At 60.2% G+C, this 20,822-nt stretch carries 16 protein-coding genes and 1 pseudogene; 10 read left to right on the forward strand and 7 right to left on the reverse strand.

The annotated features are described in order from the left end of the window. Window positions 1-2 precede the first annotated feature (2 nt). Window positions 3-1,358: an LLM class flavin-dependent oxidoreductase gene (locus G442_RS0111605; RefSeq protein WP_026398128.1), complete on the reverse strand. Its 1,356-nt coding sequence runs from the start codon at window positions 1,356-1,358 to the stop codon at window positions 3-5. A 32-nt stretch (window positions 1,359-1,390) separates the two neighbouring features. On the opposite strand from G442_RS0111605, the gene G442_RS0111610 reads away from it, so the two are divergent. Beyond that, window positions 1,391-1,759 (forward strand): hypothetical protein, encoded by a 369-nt coding sequence (locus tag G442_RS0111610; protein ID WP_146882436.1) that lies wholly within the window; start codon window positions 1,391-1,393, stop codon window positions 1,757-1,759. 23 nt (window positions 1,760-1,782) lie between these two features. Here the strand turns inward: G442_RS0111610 and G442_RS0111615 are convergent, their stop codons facing one another. Genes G442_RS0111615 through G442_RS0111630 form a run of 4 tightly spaced genes read right to left on the reverse strand, consistent with a single transcriptional unit; the run spans window position 1,783 to window position 6,785 of the window. Next, window positions 1,783-2,517 carry a pirin family protein gene (locus G442_RS0111615; protein ID WP_026398130.1) on the reverse strand — a complete coding sequence of 245 codons (735 nt, stop codon included), beginning with the start codon at window positions 2,515-2,517 and terminating at the stop codon, window positions 1,783-1,785. Window positions 2,518-2,534: 17 nt separating this feature from the next. Further along, the gene (locus tag G442_RS0111620) at window positions 2,535-4,124 is read right to left on the reverse strand and encodes an efflux transporter outer membrane subunit (protein WP_371863413.1); all 1,590 of its coding nucleotides are present in this window, start codon (window positions 4,122-4,124) and stop codon (window positions 2,535-2,537) included. After that, entirely contained in the window at window positions 4,111-5,187 is a 1,077-nt protein-coding gene (locus G442_RS0111625) for an HlyD family secretion protein (protein WP_026398132.1), read from the reverse strand. Before G442_RS0111625 ends, G442_RS0111620 begins: the two co-directional genes overlap by 14 nt. 20 nt (window positions 5,188-5,207) lie before the next feature. After that, window positions 5,208-6,785, reverse strand: coding sequence for an MFS transporter (locus G442_RS0111630; protein WP_246789429.1), 1,578 nt, complete (start codon window positions 6,783-6,785; stop codon window positions 5,208-5,210). 245 nt (window positions 6,786-7,030) lie between these two features. On the opposite strand from G442_RS0111630, the gene G442_RS0111635 reads away from it, so the two are divergent. Beyond that, complete coding sequence (locus G442_RS0111635) at window positions 7,031-7,951, forward strand: LysR family transcriptional regulator (RefSeq protein ID WP_026398134.1); 921 nt, start codon at window positions 7,031-7,033, stop codon at window positions 7,949-7,951. 426 nt (window positions 7,952-8,377) lie between these two features. On the opposite strand, the gene G442_RS0111640 is transcribed toward G442_RS0111635, so the two are convergent. Then, entirely contained in the window at window positions 8,378-9,250 is an 873-nt protein-coding gene (locus G442_RS0111640; protein WP_026398135.1) for a dimethylarginine dimethylaminohydrolase family protein, read from the reverse strand. A gap of 241 nt (window positions 9,251-9,491) precedes the next feature. Here G442_RS0111640 and G442_RS0111645 point away from each other — a divergent pair, with 241 nt between their 5' ends. The 8 genes from G442_RS0111645 to G442_RS0111685 all read left to right on the forward strand — a co-directional run bounded on the left by G442_RS0111645 (window position 9,492) and on the right by G442_RS0111685 (window position 19,509). Next, the gene (locus G442_RS0111645) at window positions 9,492-10,457 is read left to right on the forward strand and encodes a LysR family transcriptional regulator (protein WP_026398136.1); all 966 of its coding nucleotides are present in this window, start codon (window positions 9,492-9,494) and stop codon (window positions 10,455-10,457) included. A 44-nt stretch (window positions 10,458-10,501) separates the two neighbouring features. Further along, window positions 10,502-11,992, forward strand: coding sequence for an ABC transporter substrate-binding protein/permease (locus G442_RS0111650; RefSeq protein WP_084440560.1), 1,491 nt, complete (start codon window positions 10,502-10,504; stop codon window positions 11,990-11,992). Continuing rightward, window positions 11,982-12,740, forward strand: a complete 759-nt coding sequence (locus G442_RS0111655; protein WP_026398138.1) for an amino acid ABC transporter ATP-binding protein — start codon at window positions 11,982-11,984, stop codon at window positions 12,738-12,740. The genes G442_RS0111650 and G442_RS0111655 overlap by 11 nt, the downstream gene beginning before the upstream one ends. A gap of 86 nt (window positions 12,741-12,826) precedes the next feature. Continuing rightward, complete coding sequence (locus G442_RS26670; protein WP_026398139.1) at window positions 12,827-13,096, forward strand: hypothetical protein; 270 nt, start codon at window positions 12,827-12,829, stop codon at window positions 13,094-13,096. Between the two features lie 95 nt (window positions 13,097-13,191). Then, complete coding sequence (locus tag G442_RS0111665; RefSeq protein WP_084440561.1) at window positions 13,192-15,399, forward strand: TonB-dependent receptor; 2,208 nt, start codon at window positions 13,192-13,194, stop codon at window positions 15,397-15,399. Window positions 15,400-15,617: 218 nt separating this feature from the next. After that, complete coding sequence (locus G442_RS0111675; protein ID WP_026398141.1) at window positions 15,618-16,472, forward strand: sugar phosphate isomerase/epimerase family protein; 855 nt, start codon at window positions 15,618-15,620, stop codon at window positions 16,470-16,472. Then, window positions 16,469-18,334, forward strand: coding sequence for an amidohydrolase (locus G442_RS22055; RefSeq protein ID WP_084440556.1), 1,866 nt, complete (start codon window positions 16,469-16,471; stop codon window positions 18,332-18,334). The genes G442_RS0111675 and G442_RS22055 overlap by 4 nt, the downstream gene beginning before the upstream one ends. A gap of 152 nt (window positions 18,335-18,486) precedes the next feature. Further along, a complete protein-coding gene (locus G442_RS0111685; RefSeq protein WP_026398142.1) occupies window positions 18,487-19,509 on the forward strand; it encodes an isopenicillin N synthase family dioxygenase in 1,023 nt (340 codons plus the stop codon). Window positions 19,510-19,767: 258 nt separating this feature from the next. Here the strand turns inward: G442_RS0111685 and G442_RS22060 are convergent. Continuing rightward, window positions 19,768-20,753: pseudogene (locus tag G442_RS22060) on the reverse strand (zinc-dependent alcohol dehydrogenase family protein). Window positions 20,754-20,822 lie beyond the last annotated feature (69 nt).

The following is a 20,822-nucleotide window of genomic DNA, read 5'->3' on the forward strand; positions in this document are numbered from 1 at the left end:
TGTCAAGCTGCATCGAGGGCGCTGGAGGGAGCCTTGCGCTGCGTTGTCCACCGGTTCTCCGGGACCGGTAGCCCCAGATGGCCGCGCAGCGTGTCCGTTTCGTATTCGGCTCGAAAGAGACCGCGCTGCTGGAGGATGGGAACTACCCGCGTGCGAAAAAGATGAAAATCACGCGGCGAAGTCACACGTATGTTGAAACCGTCCGCCGCTTCATTGAGGAACCAGTTCTCGATCTGTCGGGCGACGGTTTCCGGAGAACCCACGAACCCAAAGCGGGAAGCGCCATAACGCTCTGCGGCTTCGCGCAAAGACAGGCCGCCTGCCTTCACACCCCGAAGGATTCGTTCCGCTCGTCCTTTATAGCTGTTCAGCGTCAGGTTGCTGACGTCCGGAAATGGCCCGTCAAGCGGGTATTGGCTGAAATCATGATAATTGAAGGCCCTGCCCAGCTCGACGAGTTTCTTTTCGATGCTCTGGTGTTCGTTGCGGCTTTCCCCGAGGGCGAGCGCTTCCTCATCAGTCTCGGCGAGGATTGGCGCTATGCCGGGCATTACGGTGATCGACGCAGGATCCCTGCCCAATGCGACCGCCCGGGACTTCAGATCACGGTAATACGCCTGAGCGGACTCCAGATCGTCCACCCCGGCGAACGTAGCGTCGGCGATCTCCGCCCCAAGCCGTCTCCCGGCGTCGCTGTCCCCAGCCTGAAAAATTACCGGCTGACCCTGAGGCGAGCGGGCGAGCGCCAGAGGCCCATCGACGGAGAAGAATTCGCCCCTGTGATTCAGGGCATGCTGCTTCGATTTATCGAGAAATACGCCTGTGCTCTTGTCACGGGGAAAAGCGTCGTCTTCGTAGCTGTCCCACAACCCCTGCACGACGTCGACGAATTCGCGCGCGCGCCGATAACGAACCGCATGATCCAGATGGGCCTGCTGGTTGTAATTGCGCGCGGCGCCTTCCAGACCGGTCGTCACCACGTTCCAGCCTGCGCGCCCGTGACTGATCTGATCGAGAGAACCGAACAGACGCGCTACGTTATACGGCTCCCAGTACGTCGTGGTCAGCGTGCCGACCAGCCCGATCCGGGACGTCGAAACCGCCAGCGCCGACAGCAGCGTCAACGGTTCAAGACGGTTCAGGAAATGCGGCGCGGTGTTCGGAGTAATGAACGGGCTGTCGACTATGAAAACCAGATCGAATTTCGCCGCCTCAGCCAACCGGGCGTTTTCGATATACCAGCCGATGTCGACGCTTGCATCGCCCGGCAGATCCGGGTCACGCCATTGGGTAAAATCCGTTCCCGCTCCTGCAAGGATAGCACCAAGCTTGAGCTGTCGCCGGGTTGTGGCGGCCATCGTCGTCTCCCGTTTCTGAACAGACCCGGAAGGTGACGGGTTCGACGCTTTGGGAAAAACGAGAAATATTCAACACAGCGATGTGGCGACGCAAACCTGCCCCGGTGGCGCCGACGCTCTCTCCCACCGCACAAGCCTCCCGTCGCGACCACGCGCCGCGCGTCCGGAGTTCACTGGAAACGCGCCTGGACAACCGCGCCTTGTCCGAGGCGCGTGCGACAAACGCCGTCGTCGAGACGAACGATCTGGAAATCTTTATCCGAAAAGAGAGACTTCGCCGTCCTGCTAAAAATACATGCAAGGCGACGTTACGACGTTTCACCCGTGAACCGACGCGCCTAGATGGGGCTCTAGGAGATCCGGGCGTAACGGCACGCGGAGAGATCGCAGCCGTGCAATAAAAGACTGATTTAAAAAGAGATTTTTATCTGCTCGCGGTATCCGCAAGCAGAATTACAGCGTCCTGCGTCGCGATGACAACCGCCTCCTTCTGCCCGTCGATCCTTGCGGCGTCTCCCGCGGCAAGAAGCTCCCCTCCCAGTGAAGCCCCGCCTTTTGCGACGATCATGTACAGGGTGCGGCTGGGGGCTGTCCGATAGAGAGCGCCCTCCCCGGCACGCAACGTCGCGCGCAGGAGACGAGACCTGGACCGCAACGTCACAGGGGCGCCGTCGATGACCGCCTCCGTCCCCTCCGGATCATCTTCCGGAAAACCGGATGCGATAATACGGAAACTTCCGTCTTCGGCTGCAGGAAAATCCAGACGCGTCTCCTGCGCCGGCTCTCCGCCTTCGTTATCGGCCAGAAACCAGAATTGAAGGCAAGACGCTCCGACCGGCCCGGCGCGCCAGCCGAACGACTGACACCCGCTTGCTGCGCTGATCGCGTGGAGTCCCCCGGCCATGATCGTCTCGGATGGAAACAGTTCAGACGTCGCACTCAGCGCGCCTTCGGCCAACCATGTCACGATATCTACATTCTGCTCCGCGCCGAGGCGAAACTGCGCTCCCGATGCGATACGCATGGCGTTGACGACGCGCAGGCGGCCATCATGGACATACGCTGCATCCTGAAAGGAGCCGAACGCGAAATGACAACGGAGATCGACTCCCGCTTCATGGATTGTCCCAAGCATGTCGACGCGGCGGATCGTGATCATGTTTGTCGGATCTCCGCTCAGCCGTGAGACGTCGCGGGGCGCGATGCGACGGGGTAAGTCGTCTCCCAACCGCCGCCAAGCGCGCGGTAAAGCCGCGTCACGGAACGGGACACCTCCGCGGTGGCGTCAACCAACTGCCCCTGAGAAGCCAGCAACGCGTTTTGCATGGTCAGAACATTGAGAAAGTCGGACGAACCCGATTTGTACTGAGCCTGCGCAGTCTCCACCGCGATCTGATTTTCATGAACGGCCTCCTGCAACCGATCGCGTTCAGACTGCGAGGCTGAGAGATCGGCCATCGCGTCGTCGACCTCCTGCCAGGCCTTGAGCACGGTCCGCTGCAGGAAGATCGCCGCCTCCTTCTGCTGCGCCTTGCGCAGATGCAATTGCCCGGTCAGACGCCCTCCCTCGAACAATGGCAAGGTCGCGGTAGGGCCGAAACCATACTGGCGGGAGGCCCATGACCCGAGGCCGCTGAACTGCAGCGCCTGAATGTCGAGGCTGCCTGACAGGGTGATGCGCGGGAAGAAATCCGCCACAGCGACGCCAACGGAAGCGGTCGCTGCGTGCAGACGATCCTCCGCCGCGCGGATATCTGGCCGCCGTTCGGCAAGCTGAGACGGCAGGCCGACCGGCACGCTCGCAGGCACAGGCGGAATCGCCGACGGCTTGCCCAGACGGGCGTTCAGCGCGCCCGGCGCCTGCGCGACGAGGAAGCTCAGCGCGTTCAGAAGATGCACCTCCTCCCTCTCCAGGGGGCCACGCTGGGCTTCGAAGGTGTGCAGCTGCCCGGTCGAGTCCGCAACGTCCAGCCGCGTGGCGGCGCCCTGCTGGAAACGAAGCGTCGTCAGACGCACGCTGTCGCGCGCGATCTGGATGTTGTGGTCGAGAATACCGATGCGCGCCTGCACGCCGCGCAGGTCGATATAATCCTGCGCGGTCTCGCCCATCAGCGACACGAGCAGATCGCGGCGCATGTCTTCCGTCGCGTGCACCGCCGCCGTGGCCGCTTCGACCTGTCGGCGGACATGTCCCCAGAGATCGACTTCCCACGATGCGCTCATTCCATACTGCGGCAGGTTGAACGACGGGTTGCCGACGCTGCCCGGCAGTGCGGTCGGACCGAACCCCTGCTGGCCGCTGGCGATCGATCCCGCCTGCTCCCGCTCGATGGTCCCAAGCAGGCCGAGGATGCCGTTTGTGCTGGCCCGCTCACGAGCGTAAGAGGCGTTTGCCTCCATATGAGGCATCTGCGCAGCGCTGGCGATCTTGCGTTCAGCGTTACTCTCCATCAGGCGCAGGGACGCGGCCTGAAGATCGAGATTCGCGGCCGTGACGTCGTTCTCCAGCGCCGTCAGCGTCGGATCGTTGAACAGGCGCCACCATTGCGGGTCGGCCATTGTCTCGACAGGGCGACTTTCCGAAGGCGGCAGACTCTGGCGCCAGTTCGCTGCGCTCCTGATCTCGGGCTTGTGGTAATCCGGCCCCACCGTGCATGCGGTCAGCGCTCCAAGGCAGAGCGTCGCCGCCAGCGTCGGGCGGAGTTGGCGTTTGCGACCTTCGGCAGCGTCCGGCCTGTTTGCACTGAGCATGTCAGCGCCAGACATAGCGGGCGTCGTCAGCATGAGGACCGGATAGGCGGGAACCTGTGTCGATGCTGACTTCCACCGACATGCCCACTCTAACCCTGGAAGCAAGAGGCTGCCCCGGATCGAAGGTCAGCTTCACCGGGACGCGCTGCACCACCTTGGTGAAGTTGCCGGTTGCGTTGTCCGGCTGGATCGGCGCAAACGCGACGCCGGTCGCAGGCGCTACAGAGTCCACATGCGCTTTCAGCGATCGCCCCGGGAATGTGTCCACACGGACAGTGGCGGCCTGCCCGGTCTGCACTTTGGTCAGTTGCGTTTCCTGAAAATTGGCGAGCACGTAGGCGGCCTGCGTCGGCACGATAGCGAGAATCGCCGTGCCGGGATGCACATAAGCGCCCACACGAACGCCACGTTCGCCAACGACGCCGGAGACTGGCGCCGGGATCGTGCAGTAGGACAGGTTCAGTTCGGCCTGCTTTTCGTCGGCCTGCGCCTGCATGACCTGTCCCTGCGCCTCAACCAGTCGCGCTTTAAGGACATCGACCTGACGGATAGCGGCGTCCGTCGCGGCCTGATCCCGCGCAATGGCGGCCTCCGCTTCCTTGTCTTTCGCCTCGCTGGACTGCTTCTGCTCGATGGTGCCTGCGCCGCCAGAAGACAGGGTGCGATACCGCTGCATGTTTTGTTGAGCGAACAGTTGGTCGGCCCGATCCGCCTCCACGGCCGCACGAGTTCCGGCGATGACAGAATCCTGCCGCGTCAGCTCCGCCTCAAGATTTCGCGCAGCGCCCTGTGCGGCAAGAAGACGGCCCTTTGCGGCGTCGAGAGCGGCTCGGTAATCGTCGTCTTCGATATGGGCGAGTTCTTCGCCCGCGCGTACGGCTTCGTTATCTTCGGCCAGAACGCGGTCGATACGCCCCGACACCTTGGGCGCGACTGCCGTGAAATCGGCAGTGACATACGCGTCGTTGGTGTATTGATTCACGCCGTCGCCCAAAACGAGCCGACTGCCGCCCCAAGCCGCGATCGCGAGCACGGCTGCGGCGCAGCCAGCGTAAAGCAGTGGTTTTCTGTAAATCATTATATTCAGATCCGCGAAATTCAGTGAGCGGGAGCCGTCGCCGCCGGAGCGCGAGGCGGATAGACACGACGAGGCAGGAGGACGTTCAGGACCGCATAGCCGAGACAGACCCAGATCAGGCCGAAATAGATATCGGCAAGCCCGAGAACGACAGATTGCTCGTGGACGTATGTGTGGAAGACTTCGAGGGCGTTGTGCGCGACATGGCCCGCATCGGGCGACGTGCCGGCCAACTGTTGCTGGATCGGGTCGCCCAACCCCTGAAGCGTCGTTCCGTTGGCGCCGTGGTGGTCGAGCAACATCACGGAATGATACTGCTCGCGACGGCGGGTCACGGCGGCGAAGATGGCGAAAGCTACAGCATTCGCCAGTCCTTTAAGCATGTTGACCATGCCGGAGATGAAGGGACCGTCCGCAGGACCTAGCGCAAGCGTCGCCAGCATCAGCGTCGGGATGACCGTCATCGGCTGTCCGAACACCTGCAGGATCTGGATGACGTAGAAATTGTCGCGAACCCAGTCAGGCGTCAGCCATGTGCCGAACCACGCTGCCGCCGCCAGACACGCCATTCCCCCTGCCAGCACGTAGCGGCAGTCGACACGGCGGCTGTTGCAGATGGCGGCGATCAACGGAAGCATGATCAGTTGCGGCAACGCCACCACGAGAGCGACCGGAGCCGTCTGGATCGGACGATAACCGCGGATCTCTTCCAGGTATGTCGCCGGAAGCTCCGACAGCAACCCGCAGATCGCGAGAATACCGACCAGAGAAATCAGCGACGCCTGAATGTTGCGTGAGCGCCAGTATTGAATCTTGAAATACGGGCTCGGGTGGAACGCCTCGTTGATAAGGAAGACGACGAACGCCGCTCCTCCCCAAAACGCAAGATGCGTAATGGTCGCCGAACGGAACCAGTCCAGGCGGTCCCCCTGATACAGGACGATCACCAGCGAACAGATGGCGGGCAAACCGACCATCAAACCGAACCAGTTGAACTTCTCGAATCGCTCCATATGCAATGGATCGCGCGGAAGGCCGTAAGCGATCATCGCGACCGCCAGCGCCGCAAGCGGGATAATCTCCCAGTACAACCAATGCCACCCGACATGTTCGAACCAGAACGCTTCGAGCGGCAGGCCGAGATTCGGGCCGAAGGTCGCGCTCATCGCGTACCCGCCAATGCCGAAAACACGAATTTCTGGCGGTAGATATTTGAGCATGACGGTCATCAGCACAGGCGGCAGGCACCCTGCGGCCATGCCCTGAAACGCGCGCAGCACGCACAGCGACGTCACATCCGGCATGAACGGCGCCGGAATGGCGAGCAGCGCCATCAACGCCGTCATGAAAATCGAGAACCGGTAGATCGAGAACGTCATGTAGAACCACGGCGTGAACGCCATGGCCGCGATATTAAACGCCTCGTAGATCGTGATCAGCCAGGTACCGTCGTCGTGGCTGATGTGCATCGCCCCGAGAATGTCGGCGAGACCGTTCTCCGTCACATGTTCGTTGAAGCCCGCGACGTGCACAGCAAGCAGCATCCCGACGCACCCGATGATCGTCCGGACGCCGAAAGGCGGAATATACGATGGCATGGGCGGCGACGCATGGATAACCGGCGCAGCCTGCTGAACGGCGAGCGGCGGGGATGCCGACGCCCCGTCGGGCGAGGCTACGTGGCTGGCTTCGCCGCCATTTGTGTCGCAAGTTTCCGAAATCATGGCCCACATCATCAACGCAATCGAATGCGAAAAAACCTCCATTCCGATTAAGTCTGGATTTCATTTTTCGGAACGGTTTTCGGTGGCTTGTGACTCATCTGGAAGGGTAGTATGCGCGGATGCGAGGATATGACCTTGATCTGCTGCGTTTTCTGCAAATTCTGATTGAGGAGGAAAGCGTCTCCGGCGCAGCCCGAAGAATGCATGTGAGCGAGCCGGCGATGAGCCGCCATCTGTCCAAGCTTCGCGGAGTGTTCGGCGACCCGATCCTTGTTCCATCCGGGCGGCAGTTAACCGCATCCGCCTTCGCCCTCGGCATTCTCGACCGTGTTCAGGAGGTGGTGCGGGCAGCAGACGGTCTGATCGAGACGCGCGCCCTGTCCAACCTGCGTAACATGACGCCGAAATTCACCATCCGCGCCAACGACGTCGTCACTGCGGCAGTGGCGCTGCCCTTGCTCCGGAAGCTTCGGGAAGAGTGTCCGAATTGCGAACTGGTATTCGCGCCGGAAATTGACGAACCGCCCAGCGATGCGCTGCGTAACGAAGGCATTGACCTCTACCTTGGCGCCACCGACATGCTGAGTCCGGAAATCAGGCGGCAGACCATCTTTTATGACCGGATGCGCGCGCTGGTTCGACAGGACCACCCTATTTTCGACGAAGGCATAACGCCGCAGAACCTGACTCATTACGACCACATCAGCGTATCGCGGCGAGGTCGGGCTCACGGACCTCTCGACTGGGCGTTACGCGATCATTACGGCCTGACCCGACGCGTCGTTTTGGTGGTCCCGAACTACAAGGCGATGATCGACAGCATGTCCGATACGGATTTCATTCTACTGCTTCCGGGTATGGCGCTGGACCGCGTTCCGCTTACCGCGCTGGGCCTGCAAGTCTTCGACTTTCCCTTCGTGCTGCCGAACGTGGAAGCGTTTCAGGCCTGGCATCCACGCCGCGACAATGATCCGGTGCACCAGTGGCTCAGGGAGAGCCTGTTCGGCGTATGCCGCAAGCTGGTTATCGGACGGACTTGAGCAAGGAACAGCGACTCTGATCTGTGCTATTTTAAAAATCTTTACGTCGAGTAAGGTTATTCTCAGAGGTGGGAGCCAAACGGAAACCGATCCCGCGACACTGTGCAGCCATTTAAACGCAATCCCAGTGGAAACTCACATCCGACACGCCTCACGCCCAACTCAGACATAATCTTTTGTGCCACGCTTGGCGGAGTTTGAAACATTTCGATCTCGGATTTTCTGTCAAAAGCCTACGCCGCGTCTGGTCCCGCTCAACCGGTGGGGAGGAGCCTTCCCTACCGTCCCGAATTCGTGGCGACAGCGCCCCTCCCGCAAGAATCCTCCCCTGCTATGAGATCTTCCTGCAACGAAAGATAGTGTCGCCATCGACTTCACAGATACCCGCGCTCAAATCAAAGCCCGATTCAGATGACGACGATCTGCTCAGGACGCCGCCAGAGAACGGCGACGAAGTGGCATCGTCATACAATGCACGCTGCCTCCGCCCTGCGAGAACTGGTTCAACTCCGGATCGACCACCGTCAGACCTTCCGCGCGCAGCATCTCATTCACGCGCTTTGAATGACGTGGACTTACGACGCGTTCGCGTCCCAAAGCCAGCACATTGCAGCCCATATCACGCATGACTTCCTTATACGTGACCGGCAGAAGGCGTATCCCCTGCGCGCGGAGCCAGTCCAGGTCCTCATCGGCCAGAACATCGACTGCGCATAAAGCGAGATTTTCCGCCACCATGGCGAAAATCACGTCGAGATGCAGGAAGTGCTTTGGAAAACGTATGGCCCTGGTCGTCCACCCGGCTTCCTCGAACCAGCTGAGAAACTCAGCCGCGCCCGCTTCGTCGGTACGGCATCCGGTGACGCCAACGACGACAAGACCCGGCCGGATGATATGGATGTCGCCGCCTTCAATGTGCCCTTTGGTGCATGAACGCCAGACCGCGTCGTCACCGTAGAAGCTGCGTATCTCCGCCTCCTCGCCGACGCGCTCATCGCGCATCAGCTTCGTGACGACGGTGCCGAATGGCGTAGTCTGCGAACTGTCGCGCGTATAGACCTGATAAGGCATGCCCTGCTGCGGCGTAAGAAAATGGCAGGTGACGTCATTCGCGCCCAACGCATGCACCAGTTCGTCGAACTGCCCCTGCAGCGCCTGCTGATCGAGGCGACCGTTCCGCTCCAGCGTCTCGATCGCAATGTCGTTGCTCGGAATCCAAGAGTAATAATCCGGCCGACAGAGCAGCACGTCCGACAGATCGCCAGTCTCGCTGTCGATGAACCATTTGTTCGCCGTCACCCGGTCCGTCCTCCCGTAAGATCTATGGAATCACTTGTGTGTCGCTGGCGTACGCTATCACGGATCACCGGGACGCCTCGCCTCCTTTCTGCTCAATTTCACTTTTGCAAATACAAAACTATTCCGCAAAACAGCCAATTTCAAATACGATTTTGGAAACAAAATACTTTTTTCTTGACGAAGCGCCTTGCAATTTGATTGGTTTATGAAACGATCAACCAACACAACAACGGACAGGCTATTGCCCCGCAGTCAGGCTGTCAGATCCCGCCGACCGACGCCCCGCCACCCCTCAAGCGGTTTCGCGGGCCGGGTCGCCGAAGTGGATTTACGGCTCCTGCGCGTATTCGCGAGCGTCGCGGCGCATGGAGGCTTCGCTGCGGCTGAGGTCGCGCTGGGTAAAAGTAAGTCGGCTGTCAGCATCGACATCTCCTCTTTGGAAAAGCGACTGAATCTGGTGCTGTGCCAACGTGGTCGCAGCGGTTTCGCACTTACCCCTGCCGGGGCCATCGTGCTGGACGCCACACAGAAGCTATTCGCCGATCTGGATGCGTTTCAGAAACGCGTGAACGACGCCAGCGGCACGCTCACCGGTCGTTTCAGTCTTTATTTACCGGACACCATCCAGATTCACAGCGACACGGCGTTGCTCCCCGCCATCGAACGTTTCGCGACGCGCTACACCGCCGTCCATCTGGACGTGCATTCCGCCTCGCCTCGCGAGGTCGAATTCGCCGTACGCAGCGGCGCCGCAACGGCGGGAATCACGCTTTACCCGCAACAGCGTCCCGAAATGCAGACGACCGCGCTCTTCCAGGAAGCGTCATTCCTCTACTGCGGACGAGGCCATCCGTTCTTCTCCGCCGCCGATGGCGCAATTACCCGAGCAATGCTGGCTTCCGCACGCATGATCGCGGTGTCTGAAGCCGCGTCGTCTCCACGCTGGGACGATCTGCGCGATGAAATGACTTACTCCGCCACGGCGGAAAATATCGATTCCCGGGCGCTTCTAATTCTCTCGGGCGTCTATATCGGCTTCCTCCCCGAACTTTTCGCGGCCCCTATGGAAGCTGAAGGACGGCTGAGGCGAATCCCGTTCGAAGGACTTTCGGTGACCCACGGGTTTTATCTTCTGACCCGGCCGTCTCCGGAGACACAGGTCATGATCGACGCATTCCGGGCGATTCTCGACGAGGTACGCCCTTGAGACGCGCTGGCCTGCTGGGCGTCCTCACCGCCGGGCTCGTGACAATGTTCGCCACGATCTCCGCCTGGGCCGAGGCGCTCCCTTCGTTCGCCGCCAATGGAACGCTGACGGTCTGCACCAACCCGACCCTGCCGCCGATGACCTTCGTGAACGGCGCGGAGGCCAGCGCGTTGGCTGGCTTCGACGTCGACCTGGTCCGTGAGATCGCAGGCGTCTGGAATCTGCGGCCAGACATCGTACAGATGGATTTCGAAGGGATGTTTCCCAGCCTCTCCGCCGGGCGCTGCGGGATGGTCATAAGCGGCGTCATGCGACAGGCGACGCGGGAGCGGAATTTCGACGCGATCCCTTATTACGAGTCCTCGATGGTCGTCATCGCCCGCACGGGAACGCCGAAGATATCGTCCTTCTCCGAGCTTTCCGGACAGACAGTCGCCATTGAAACCGGGACAAGCTACGGCCGGCTGATCGATATCGAGAACACCGCTCTGGCGGCGCACGGAAAGCCGCCCATCCGGGTGCAGCTTTATCCGAGCGAGGATCAGGTCATCCAGCAGGTTCTGCTCGGCCGCGCGCACGCCGCGATGAGTCAGGACGTGGAGGTGCTTTACCGCCGGCAGCAGCTCGGCGGTAAAGTAACCACGATTTTCAAGCCGGATATTCCTGACTTCCATGATTTCGCGATCTATATTCGCAAGGACGCCGTGGACAAGGCGCGTCTGGAGCACGCGGTAGAAGAGCTACGTCGGCGCGGGACGCTGACTGCGCTCGCACACAAATGGAATATCGGCGACACGCTGGAGGAAACCGCCCCTGCGCGCGGCGCCCCGTCCCGCTTCGATGTCCAGACGTTCCTTTCGGCCCTGACCTCCCGCGCATTTTTCAAGGGCGCGGCGATGACGCTGATCATGGCGCTTCTGTCGCACGTGACGGCGATCGCGATCTCTATTCCCATCGCTCTGGCGCTCAATGGACGCCGCTCGCTGATCCATCCGGTACTGAGCGCCTATGTCGCAGTCTTCCGGGGGGCGCCGACGCTGCTCCAGCTTCTGTTCATCTGGAACGCCCTGCCGCAGTTCCTGCCAGTCTTCAGGGAAAGCTGGTTCACGCCGTTCCTCGCCGCGTGGATTTCGCTCTCGATCAACGAATCCGCCTATCAGGTCGAGATCAATCGTGCAGCCCTGCGCGCCGTCGACCGTGGGCAGTCGCTCGCCGCCGAAGCGCTGGGTATGAAGAAATCCCATGTCTACTGGCATATCGTCTTTCCGCAGGCGCTTCGGATCGCGCTGCCGCCGACCATCAACGATTTCATCAGCCTGCTGAAGACGACCTCCCTCGCCTCCGTCATATCGCTGCAGGAACTTCTTGCGGTGACGCAGATTCAGGTGGCCCGCACCTTCCAGTTTACGGAGTATTATTCGGCCGCTCTCGTGTGGTATCTCGGGATCGTCTTTTTCTTCCTTTATGTGCAGAATCGAATTGAACGCCGCTTTACATGGGCCGATCGGGACAAGGCTGCCGCCCATGACGCTTAATCGCCTTCCAGATCCGGAAAAACGGCTCTCCATCCGCGATCTCAGCAAGCTCTACAATGAATTTGTGGCGCTGGACCACATAAGCCTCGACATCGAGCAAGGTGAGAAGATCGTGGTTTTGGGTCCGTCGGGCTCCGGAAAATCGACTTTCATCCGTTGCCTCAACAGGATCGAGCCGCATGACAGCGGCGTTCTGATGATCGACGGAAAAATCATCGACCAGAAAACAGACCTTACCGAACTCCGTGGACGGGTCGGTATGGTTTTCCAGAATTACAACCTTTTCCCTCACCTTACCGTGCTGGAAAACTGCGCCGTCGCCCCGCGTCTGGTCCGCAGCATTCCGCGCGGGCAGGCCGAAGATACGGCCCGCCGCATTCTGGCGCAGGTCGGAATCGCCGAACAGGCGTCGAAATACCCAATTCAGTTGTCTGGTGGACAGCAGCAGCGTGTGGCGATCGCACGCGCGCTGTGCATGGACCCCGAGATCATTCTGTTCGACGAACCTACGGCGGCGCTCGACCCGGAGGCGATCTCCGGCGTGGTGTTGATCATCAACGATCTTGCCGCGCAGGGAATCACAACCGTCTGCGTTACGCACGAGATGGGGTTCGCACGTCGGATCGCAGACCGGATCGTCTTCATGGACAAGGGACGCGTGCAGGAGATCACCCCGCCAGAAGAATTCTTCACCGCGCCCCGCAGCGCCCGCGCCCACGCCTTTCTGAACGAAATGATCCGCTTCTGAAGCCCTGCGAGCGTCGCCTCTCCGAGCCGTCCTGATCCTGCCGACGGAAGGCGGTAGCGTGTTTTGATCGTCCGTCACAAACAGTCATGACTGGCGACAATGATCTCCGAACAGACACAGAAAACCGCGAGCCCAGAACGCAGAATTATGCGAAAATTCCGCCGCTGCTGGCTGCGTGCGTCGCTGATGTCACGTTGCGTCCTGACGTGGCCGTCGTCCACCGGAGGGCGCAGGAAACATCGGATCATCCGCTCGTGACAGCCAGCCAGAACGAAGAAAGTTATACGCCATCAAAAGTGATCTTTCGAATATTGATAACGAATACGAAAGATACTTGTTTTGTATTTGCAACGTAAGATGAGCCCGAAAAATCGGGAGCCATGACAAGGAGCGCGCAGTGGCGGTTTACTCTGTTTCTCGCGGAAACACGCGTCCGGTTTCGCTTCGCCCGATGGCTCTGGCCGCGCTCTTCCTGTCGGGCGTCAGCCCCGCTGCCGTCTCCGCCACGGCTCCCAGGAAATCCGTAGCCAGCGCTACGAAAACCCACGCCTCGCCTCACAGCGACCCGGAGGCGATCACCGTAACCAGTTCGCTGGCGCGTCGCTTTCGCACCGCGGCCAACACCGTCAACGTGCTGAGCGGGAGGCAGATCGAGCAGCTCCACATCGTCAGTCCCAAGGAAATAGCCGCGTTCGTTCCGGGCGTCACCGCCGTCAACGCCACGTCCGGCACGACGCCGATCTTTTCAATCCGAGGTATCGGACTTGACGATTATATCGGCACGAACATGGGAGGAATCGGCATCTATCAGGACGGCGTGTTCGCGCCCTATCCTGTTTTTTACAATGGCCAAATGTTCGACGTGCAGAACGTGAGCATCGAGAAAGGCCCGCAGGGATTCGAATACGGACGCAGCACGACCGGCGGATCCATCAATGTGGAATCCATCAAGCCATCCGATCATTTCGGTGGATATCTTGAGTGGGGCTATAGCAGCTACAACACGAACACGGCGCGCGGCGCCATCAACACGCCGATCACCGACCGCATCTTCAACCGGTTCTCGTTCAGCTACATCAAGGGCGACGGATGGCAGCATGACATCAAGACCGGTTCCCTGTACGGCGCACAGGATATTCTCGGCCTGCGCAACCTGACGCGGTTCGACATTGATGATCGCTCGTCGCTCATGCTGAACATCCACTATACGCGCGACAAGGGCACGCCGACCTCGCCGCAGAACGTGACTGGCGATGCAGTCAACGGCCTGCCCAACGGAACGATCGGCGTTGGCCCCAACCCTGCGGCCAACGCCGTCAACGTGGGCGATACTCCTGTGCGACGCAATGAAAATGGCGGCGGCGTCGGCCTCAACTACACACGGCAATTCGATTTCGGCACATTCACTTCCGCGACCGGAATCGATTTCTACCGCCGCGACGATTACGACAACTATGACGGCGAGGCAGTCCATATCGGCGACTACCGCTGGAACGACACGTACATCGCACAGTCGCACGATATGCACATGCGTATGAATCTGGCCCACAGGCTCGACCTGACTGTCGGCGTGTATGAGTCCTTCGACAAGATTAATGGAGCTTATACCAGCTTCCGTTCCTTCCTGCTCGACACCCCGAACGGCAATCTTACCGATCACTTTGTGCAGCAGAATCTGTCCACTGGGCTTTACGTCAACACCGTCACCCATATCGTCAAGGGGCTGGATTTTATCGCAGCGGGCCGTCTGTCTTATGATGAACGCGGTTTCCACGGCGGCACAGTGGACGATGGCGGCGCATTGACAGGGACGCCCGGCGCGAGCCTGACCCACCGTAACTCCACGTATGACTACGAGCGTCTGACCGGAAAGGTTGGTCTGCGCTATACGATCATGCCGGGAACGATCGTCTATGGCTCGATTTCCAACGGTTACAAGCCCGGCGCATATTTCGCGGCGCCTGTCAGCGCAGCCAGCGCGCTGGACTATGTGCGTCCCGAAAATCTGATCGCCTACGAGATCGGCGCCAAGACCAGCCTGCTTCACGACAAGATTCAGCTGGAGGGGGCGTTGTTCGATTACGAGTATCACAACCGGCAGACCCTGTTCGTGGCGGAGATGCCGGGAGGGATCACGTCGCTGAGTCTTGGACCTATCTCACGCTCCCGCACCCGTGGCGGCGAGTTGTCCGGGACGCTGCACAACCTCCTACCCAATCTCGATCTGCATGGCTCTTTCGCCTATCTTGATGGTCAGGTTATCTCTCCAGTCACCAACATCTCTGGCCTGCCTCTGCTAACCAACGTCTCCGCGCACTCTTCCCTGCCATTTGCTCCACGTTTCTCATGGAGCGCCTATGCTCGTTACGGCATCGACGTGTCGGCGAAATATCGCGTGACGCTGCAGGTCAGCTACACCTGGAAAGACAAGATGCTGGTGGCGCTCGGTGATCCTAACGGTGTCACCGACAAGATCAGCTCCATGGGAATGCGCATGGAAGTCGGTCCGAAAACCGGCAAATGGACCGCCGCGGTCTATGTCGACAACATGCTCAACAAGCATGGCGTCAACTACGATTTTACCGGCAGCGACAACAGCCGTGCTCAGTATATCCAGACGCCCCGCTGGGTCGGTTTCGATCTGCGTTACAATTTCTAAAACCGTATCTCTGTGCTTCGTTGACCGATACGGACTCAACCCCTGTCCTTCGCGAACGTCATTCTCCAGTTGGACGCGGCAGTCCGATCAGACGAAGCGTCAAGGCGTCTTCATCCAGCGCCACTCGACGGGAAACGTGAGACGTCGTTTTCTTGCCAGTTTTCATTTTCCAGACACTGTCACTTCGCTATTTTGAACTCTAATCCCGTAAGGACATCATGCGACTTGACCTGTTTCGGACGCTCTGGGGAGACTGGCGTGGATGGCGCGACATCCTTCCCGAAACTCACGCTGCAGGTTTCACGGGCGTAGAGGCGCGAACTCCGGAAACGCCTCCCGAAGCAAGCGAGAAAGCACGGATTCTTGCAGACAGCGGAATGCAGTATATTGCCATCGCCTTAACCGGCGGCGGCGTGATTCCCCGACAGTCCGCGACGTTCGACGATCATCTTGACGACCTGCGCGTTGCGCTGGACCGCGTCGCGCCAATGCGTCCGCTGTTCGTCAACGTGCTGGGCGGCAATGATCGGTGGAATGCCGGGCTTCAGGCGGATTTTATCAACAAGGCCCACGAAATTGGTCTCGAGCGAGGCGTTCGGTGCGTTTTCGAGACGCATCGCTCGCGCATTCTTGCCTCGCCGTGGATCACGCTGGACGTCCTGCCGCGTTGTCCCGACGCGTTGTTCACCGTTGACATCAGTCATTGGGTCGTCGTCTGCGAACGGCTTCTTGACGACCCTACAGACGATCTTTCCCTGTTCGTAGAACGCGTGCATCATATTCAGGCTCGGATCGGTTACGCGCAGGGGCCTCAGGTCCCGCACCCTGCCGCTCCGGAATATGGGAAAGAACGGAGATTTCATCAGGATTTCTGGGAATCCGTATGGCTCTCCCAGAGTCGACGAGGTTACGAGACCACGACGATGACGCCTGAGTTTGGACCGGACGGATATCTGCACACCCTTCCCTTCACGGACGCGCCAGTCGCAAACCTGTGGGCGCTCAATCGCTGGATGGCGGACGAAGAGCGTCGCCATTTCAACCACTGGAATATGGAAAGGCGCGGACCATGAGAAAGACAAACGTCCGGACTGCGATCCGGAGCGTCACCGTGTCGCCCCTTCTCGCAGTCCTTGTCGCGAGCGCCCACGCCGCATCGGCGCCTTTTGCCGAAACAGCGTTCGTCAATGGCTATGTCTACACGGTGGACGCAAAAGATAGCGTCGCCGAAGGCGTCTCAGTGCGAGATGGTAAGATCGTTGCTGTCGGAAACAACGCGGCGGTTCGCGCCAGCGTAGGTCCGCATGCCAAAGTCATAGACCTGCATGGCCGGATGCTTATGCCGGGGCTGGTGGACGGGCATATGCACCCGCTCGACGGCGGACTTCTGCTGCTCTTCTGCTCCCTGCAATACCGTGCGCTGACGGAGGCCGAACTGGTCACGCGCGTTACAGCCTGTCGCAACGATCCGTCGATACCGCGCCCCGGCGGGTGGCTTATCGTCAACGCGTGGTTTCAGGAGGCCATGCTGCCCAAGGGAACGGTCCTGACCCGCGCCACGCTCGACAGGATCGACCCGGTGCATCCGATCGTCCTCCATTCTTCCTTCGGCCATTCCGCTCTGCTGAACACCGCCGCGCTGAAAGCAGCCGGGATCGACGCCACGACCAAGGCTCCGGAAGGCGGGGAGATCCATCACGACGCCTCCGGCCAACCGACCGGGCTGCTCGAAGACAGCGCCATGGACTATGTGGTCAAGGCCGAACCGCCGCCGGACGAGGCCGCGTATCTTCAAGCCGCACAGGCGGCGCTTGCCGCCCTACGCGCGCAGGGCGTCACCAGCTTTCTCGACGCGATGGCCCGTGAACAGGATTTTCACGCCTTTACGGCCGCTCAGAAAAAAGGCGTCCTCACCGCGCGCGCGCATCTCGCACCCCTGATCACCCCCACTATGGGGCCAGACGCAAAAGGTGCGGCCGATTACGCTGTCCGCATGCGCCGATTGTACGATCAGGGACCGATCATGCGTGCGCCGGGCGTCACCATCCGAAACGTCAAGCTTTTCATGGACGGAGTGATTTCCGCGCCCGCACTGACCGGCATCGTCTCGGAGCCCTACCGCGTTAACAAGGGCACGGCGGCTCGGCCGGATTGGGAACCCGGAACGTCACTCGGCCCGACCCCTTATTTTCCGCCCGCAGTGCTGACGCCGCTGCTTGAAGCACTGATCAAGGCCGGTTTCGATCCGCATATGCACGCCGATGGCGACGGAGCGGTCCATATCGCGCTCAACGCCGTCGAACAGGTCCGATCTGCGTTGCCGGGCTCTGATTTCCGGCCGGCCCTGGCGCATGACGAAATGGTCACCGCATCGGACCTTCCCCGCTTCGCGCAGCTTGGGGCGATTCCAGTCCTGTCCTTTCAGTGGGAAAAGCGCGCGCCCGATACGACCGGCGCCACAGAAGACGCGCTTGGTCCGATCCGCGTCGCCGCGATGGAGCCCGCGTACGCGCTGGAGAAAGCTGGCGCCCGCATCGCTTATGGCTCCGACTGGCCGGTCGACCCGCTCAATGAGTGGTTCGCTCTGAAAGTTGGCGTCACGCGCGAAAACGATCCGGAGGCCGGGACGCAATATCGCGGCCCGCTTGGCTCGCAGCCTCCTCTCTCGCGCGCGTCCGCGCTGCGTGCGATCACTATGAACTCCTCATACGAATTGCGGCAGGAGAATGTGACCGGCTCGATCGAACCTGGAAAACTCGCCGACCTGATCGTCCTTGATCGTAACGTCATGACGATTCCAGCTCAGGAGATTTCCCACACGAAGGTGCTGCTGACGATGGTCGGCGGCGATATCGTCTGGAGCACCGGAGAGGTCGCGCCGGTCATGCACGGCCCCGAGCCGCGCACGGGTGGAAGAGGCTCTGGAGCGTTATAAATTTTCGCGCGGCGGTCCGTGTCAAACCTGTTTTTTGATTCAGCGACCTCCGCCCATCGCCGCCCCTGTGTTCGAAGCTTCGATAGCTCACCTTAAACTCCCCGCGAAAAATCAATCCGACTTTTTCTACAAAAACTAGAAAGATGCAGACCATGGCGGATACGAAATCCTTTACCTCAATCCCTGAGGTCGATATTTCTGGCCTCTATTCGACCGATCTTGAAAAGCGCGAGGCCGTCGCCCGCGAACTGGGCGACGCTGCGCGCAATATCGGCTTCCTTTATATCTCCGGGCACCGGGTCGACCCGACGCTCATCGACGGCGTGAGGAGTGCCGCACGGGATCTCTTCGCCCTGCCGATGGAACGCAAGATGGCGTATTACATCGGGCGTTCGGCAACACACAAAGGCTATGTCCCCGAAGGCGAAGAAGTATATGGAACAGGCCGTCCGGATCACAAGGAAGCCTTCGATATCGGCTACGAGGTTCCTGCTGACAACCCGCTGGTGCTGGCCGGGACGCCGCTACTGGGCCCCAACGACTGGCCGGACGTTCCCGGTTTCAGGGAGCGCGCTGAAGCCTATTACCGAGCGGTGTTCGGGCTCGGACGGACTTTGTTTCAAGGATTCGCTCTGGCCCTGGGTCTTCCTGAAAACACGTTTGACGACATGGCCAAATATCCTCCGTCCAAACTGCGCATGATCCACTATCCGTACGACGCAGAAGCCCAGGACGCGCCGGGCATCGGCGCCCATACGGATTACGAATGCTTCACCATCCTCCTTGCGGACGCGCCGGGGCTGGAGGTCATGAACGAGCGGGGCGAATGGATCGACGCGCCGCCGCGCCCCGGAGCATTCGTCGTCAATATCGGTGACATGCTTGAAGTGATGACAGCGGGCGCGTTTGTCGCCACGGCGCATCGCGTCCGCAAGGTCGGAGAGGAACGTTATTCCTTTCCGCTTTTCTACGCCTGCGATTACCACACTGCAATCAAACCGCTTCCCGCGTTCGCAGAGGAGGACAGTGGTTACGAGGCTTTGAAGATCGGTGATCACATGTGGTCGCAGGCGCTGCAGACCTATCAGTATCTTGTAAGGAAAGTCGAGCGTGGCGAACTGGCGCTCCCTTCCGGCGCAAGAGGGACCGCGACGTTCGGCCGGTTGAAAAAATGATGCGCTCGAAGAAGTAGACACTCCTTGCGCCGGGCGGAAAAGATTGCCGAAATCTCTGAATCTTCGGCAATGAAAGATACCCTGAATGTGTATCCGCCACGGCGCAAGCGTCGTGGAAGTTCCCCTGTCATTCAAAATGGATTCAGGGCAAATTCCAGAAAAACGCGTGACGACAATATTGAACGATTGAATTTCACGCTGAAAAGTATTGTTTTTGAAAAACTTCTTCTCTGTGCGTTTTTGTTGACAAGTCACCTGTCAAGGAACGAGCACCGCCGCCCCCCCCGAAGCGGCCCGCACGCAAATCAGCGAGCGCCGTATTGGCGTCACGGAGAGAGTAAGCAGTGGTGTGAGTCACGATCCCCGCCTTCGGCGCGATGTTCAAGAAATCGCCCCCGTCCTGCCGGGTCAGGTTTGCGACGGAAAGGACCTGTCTTTCCTCCCACAAAATTGAGTACGGAAAGCTCGGTATGTCGCTCATGTGAATGCCCGCGCACACCACGCGACCACCTTTTCGAACGGCTTTCACAGTGCGGCAGGTACAAGATTGCCCACCGGAGCGAAGATGATCGCCGCATCTAGCGGTTCCGGCGGACTGTCGTCAGAGCCCCCAGCCCAGACTGCGCCGACTTTCTTCGCAAAATCCTGCGTGGTTACGTCGCCCTGCCTGGTGAATGCGTAGACCGAACGCCCCTGCCTGCGAGCGACCTGCGCAATGATATGCGCGGCTGCCCCGAAACCGTAAAGACCGAGTTTTTCGGATTCCCCACTCATGACGAGTGAACGCCAGCCGATGAGTCCTGCGCAAAGCAGCGGCGCCAACGAAACGTCATCTCCCACTTCGCCAAGAGGGAATGCGAAACGGGCGTCCGCAACGACGGCGGTCGCATAACCACCGTCTCGCGTATAGCCCGTGAATTCCGGAGCGTCGCAAAGATTTTCCCGATCATGGCGGCAATAGGAGCAGACGCCGCAGGTATGGCCCAGCCACGGTACGCCCACCCTCTCGCCAAACGCCAGTCCAGTGACGCCATCCCCAGAGCGTCCACACGCCCGACGACCTCATGCCCCGGAATGATCGGGACATGCGGATTAGGGAGTTCCCCGCCCACCACATGCAAATCAGTGCGGCAGACGCCGCAGGCGGCGACCTTCACGCGTATCTCGCCAGGCCCCGGCTTACGGTCGGGAAGTTCGGTCCAGACAAGTGGAGAACCGATCGCGTTCAGGACCATGGCGTGCATCGCAAACTCCTGCGGATGGAAGAGAGCAGCAACCTCACCCGCGCGCCATGGGGGGAATCATCTCCCGCG

This window comes from Acetobacter nitrogenifigens DSM 23921 = NBRC 105050 (genome assembly GCF_000429165.1).
Taxonomy (GTDB): domain Bacteria; phylum Pseudomonadota; class Alphaproteobacteria; order Acetobacterales; family Acetobacteraceae; genus Acetobacter; species Acetobacter nitrogenifigens.

Excerpts from the sequence above, each read along its gene's own strand:
- G442_RS0111605 (WP_026398128.1), bottom strand. The coding sequence starts at position 1,358 with ATGGCCGCCACAACCCGGCGACAGCTCAAGCTTGGTGCTATCCTTGCA.
- G442_RS0111615 (WP_026398130.1), bottom strand. The coding sequence starts at position 2,517 with ATGATCACGATCCGCCGCGTCGACATGCTTGGGACAATCCATGAAGCG.
- G442_RS0111620 (WP_371863413.1), bottom strand. The coding sequence starts at position 4,124 with ATGTCTGGCGCTGACATGCTCAGTGCAAACAGGCCGGACGCTGCCGAA.
- G442_RS0111625 (WP_026398132.1), bottom strand. The coding sequence starts at position 5,187 with ATGATTTACAGAAAACCACTGCTTTACGCTGGCTGCGCCGCAGCCGTG.
- G442_RS0111630 (WP_246789429.1), bottom strand. The coding sequence starts at position 6,785 with ATGCCATCGTATATTCCGCCTTTCGGCGTCCGGACGATCATCGGGTGC.
- G442_RS0111635 (WP_026398134.1), top strand. The coding sequence starts at position 7,031 with ATGCGAGGATATGACCTTGATCTGCTGCGTTTTCTGCAAATTCTGATT.
- G442_RS0111650 (WP_084440560.1), top strand. The coding sequence starts at position 10,502 with ATGTTCGCCACGATCTCCGCCTGGGCCGAGGCGCTCCCTTCGTTCGCC.
- G442_RS0111655 (WP_026398138.1), top strand. The coding sequence starts at position 11,982 with ATGACGCTTAATCGCCTTCCAGATCCGGAAAAACGGCTCTCCATCCGC.
- G442_RS26670 (WP_026398139.1), top strand. The coding sequence starts at position 12,827 with ATGACTGGCGACAATGATCTCCGAACAGACACAGAAAACCGCGAGCCC.
- G442_RS0111665 (WP_084440561.1), top strand. The coding sequence starts at position 13,192 with ATGGCTCTGGCCGCGCTCTTCCTGTCGGGCGTCAGCCCCGCTGCCGTC.
- G442_RS0111675 (WP_026398141.1), top strand. The coding sequence starts at position 15,618 with ATGCGACTTGACCTGTTTCGGACGCTCTGGGGAGACTGGCGTGGATGG.
- G442_RS22055 (WP_084440556.1), top strand. The coding sequence starts at position 16,469 with ATGAGAAAGACAAACGTCCGGACTGCGATCCGGAGCGTCACCGTGTCG.
- G442_RS0111685 (WP_026398142.1), top strand. The coding sequence starts at position 18,487 with ATGGCGGATACGAAATCCTTTACCTCAATCCCTGAGGTCGATATTTCT.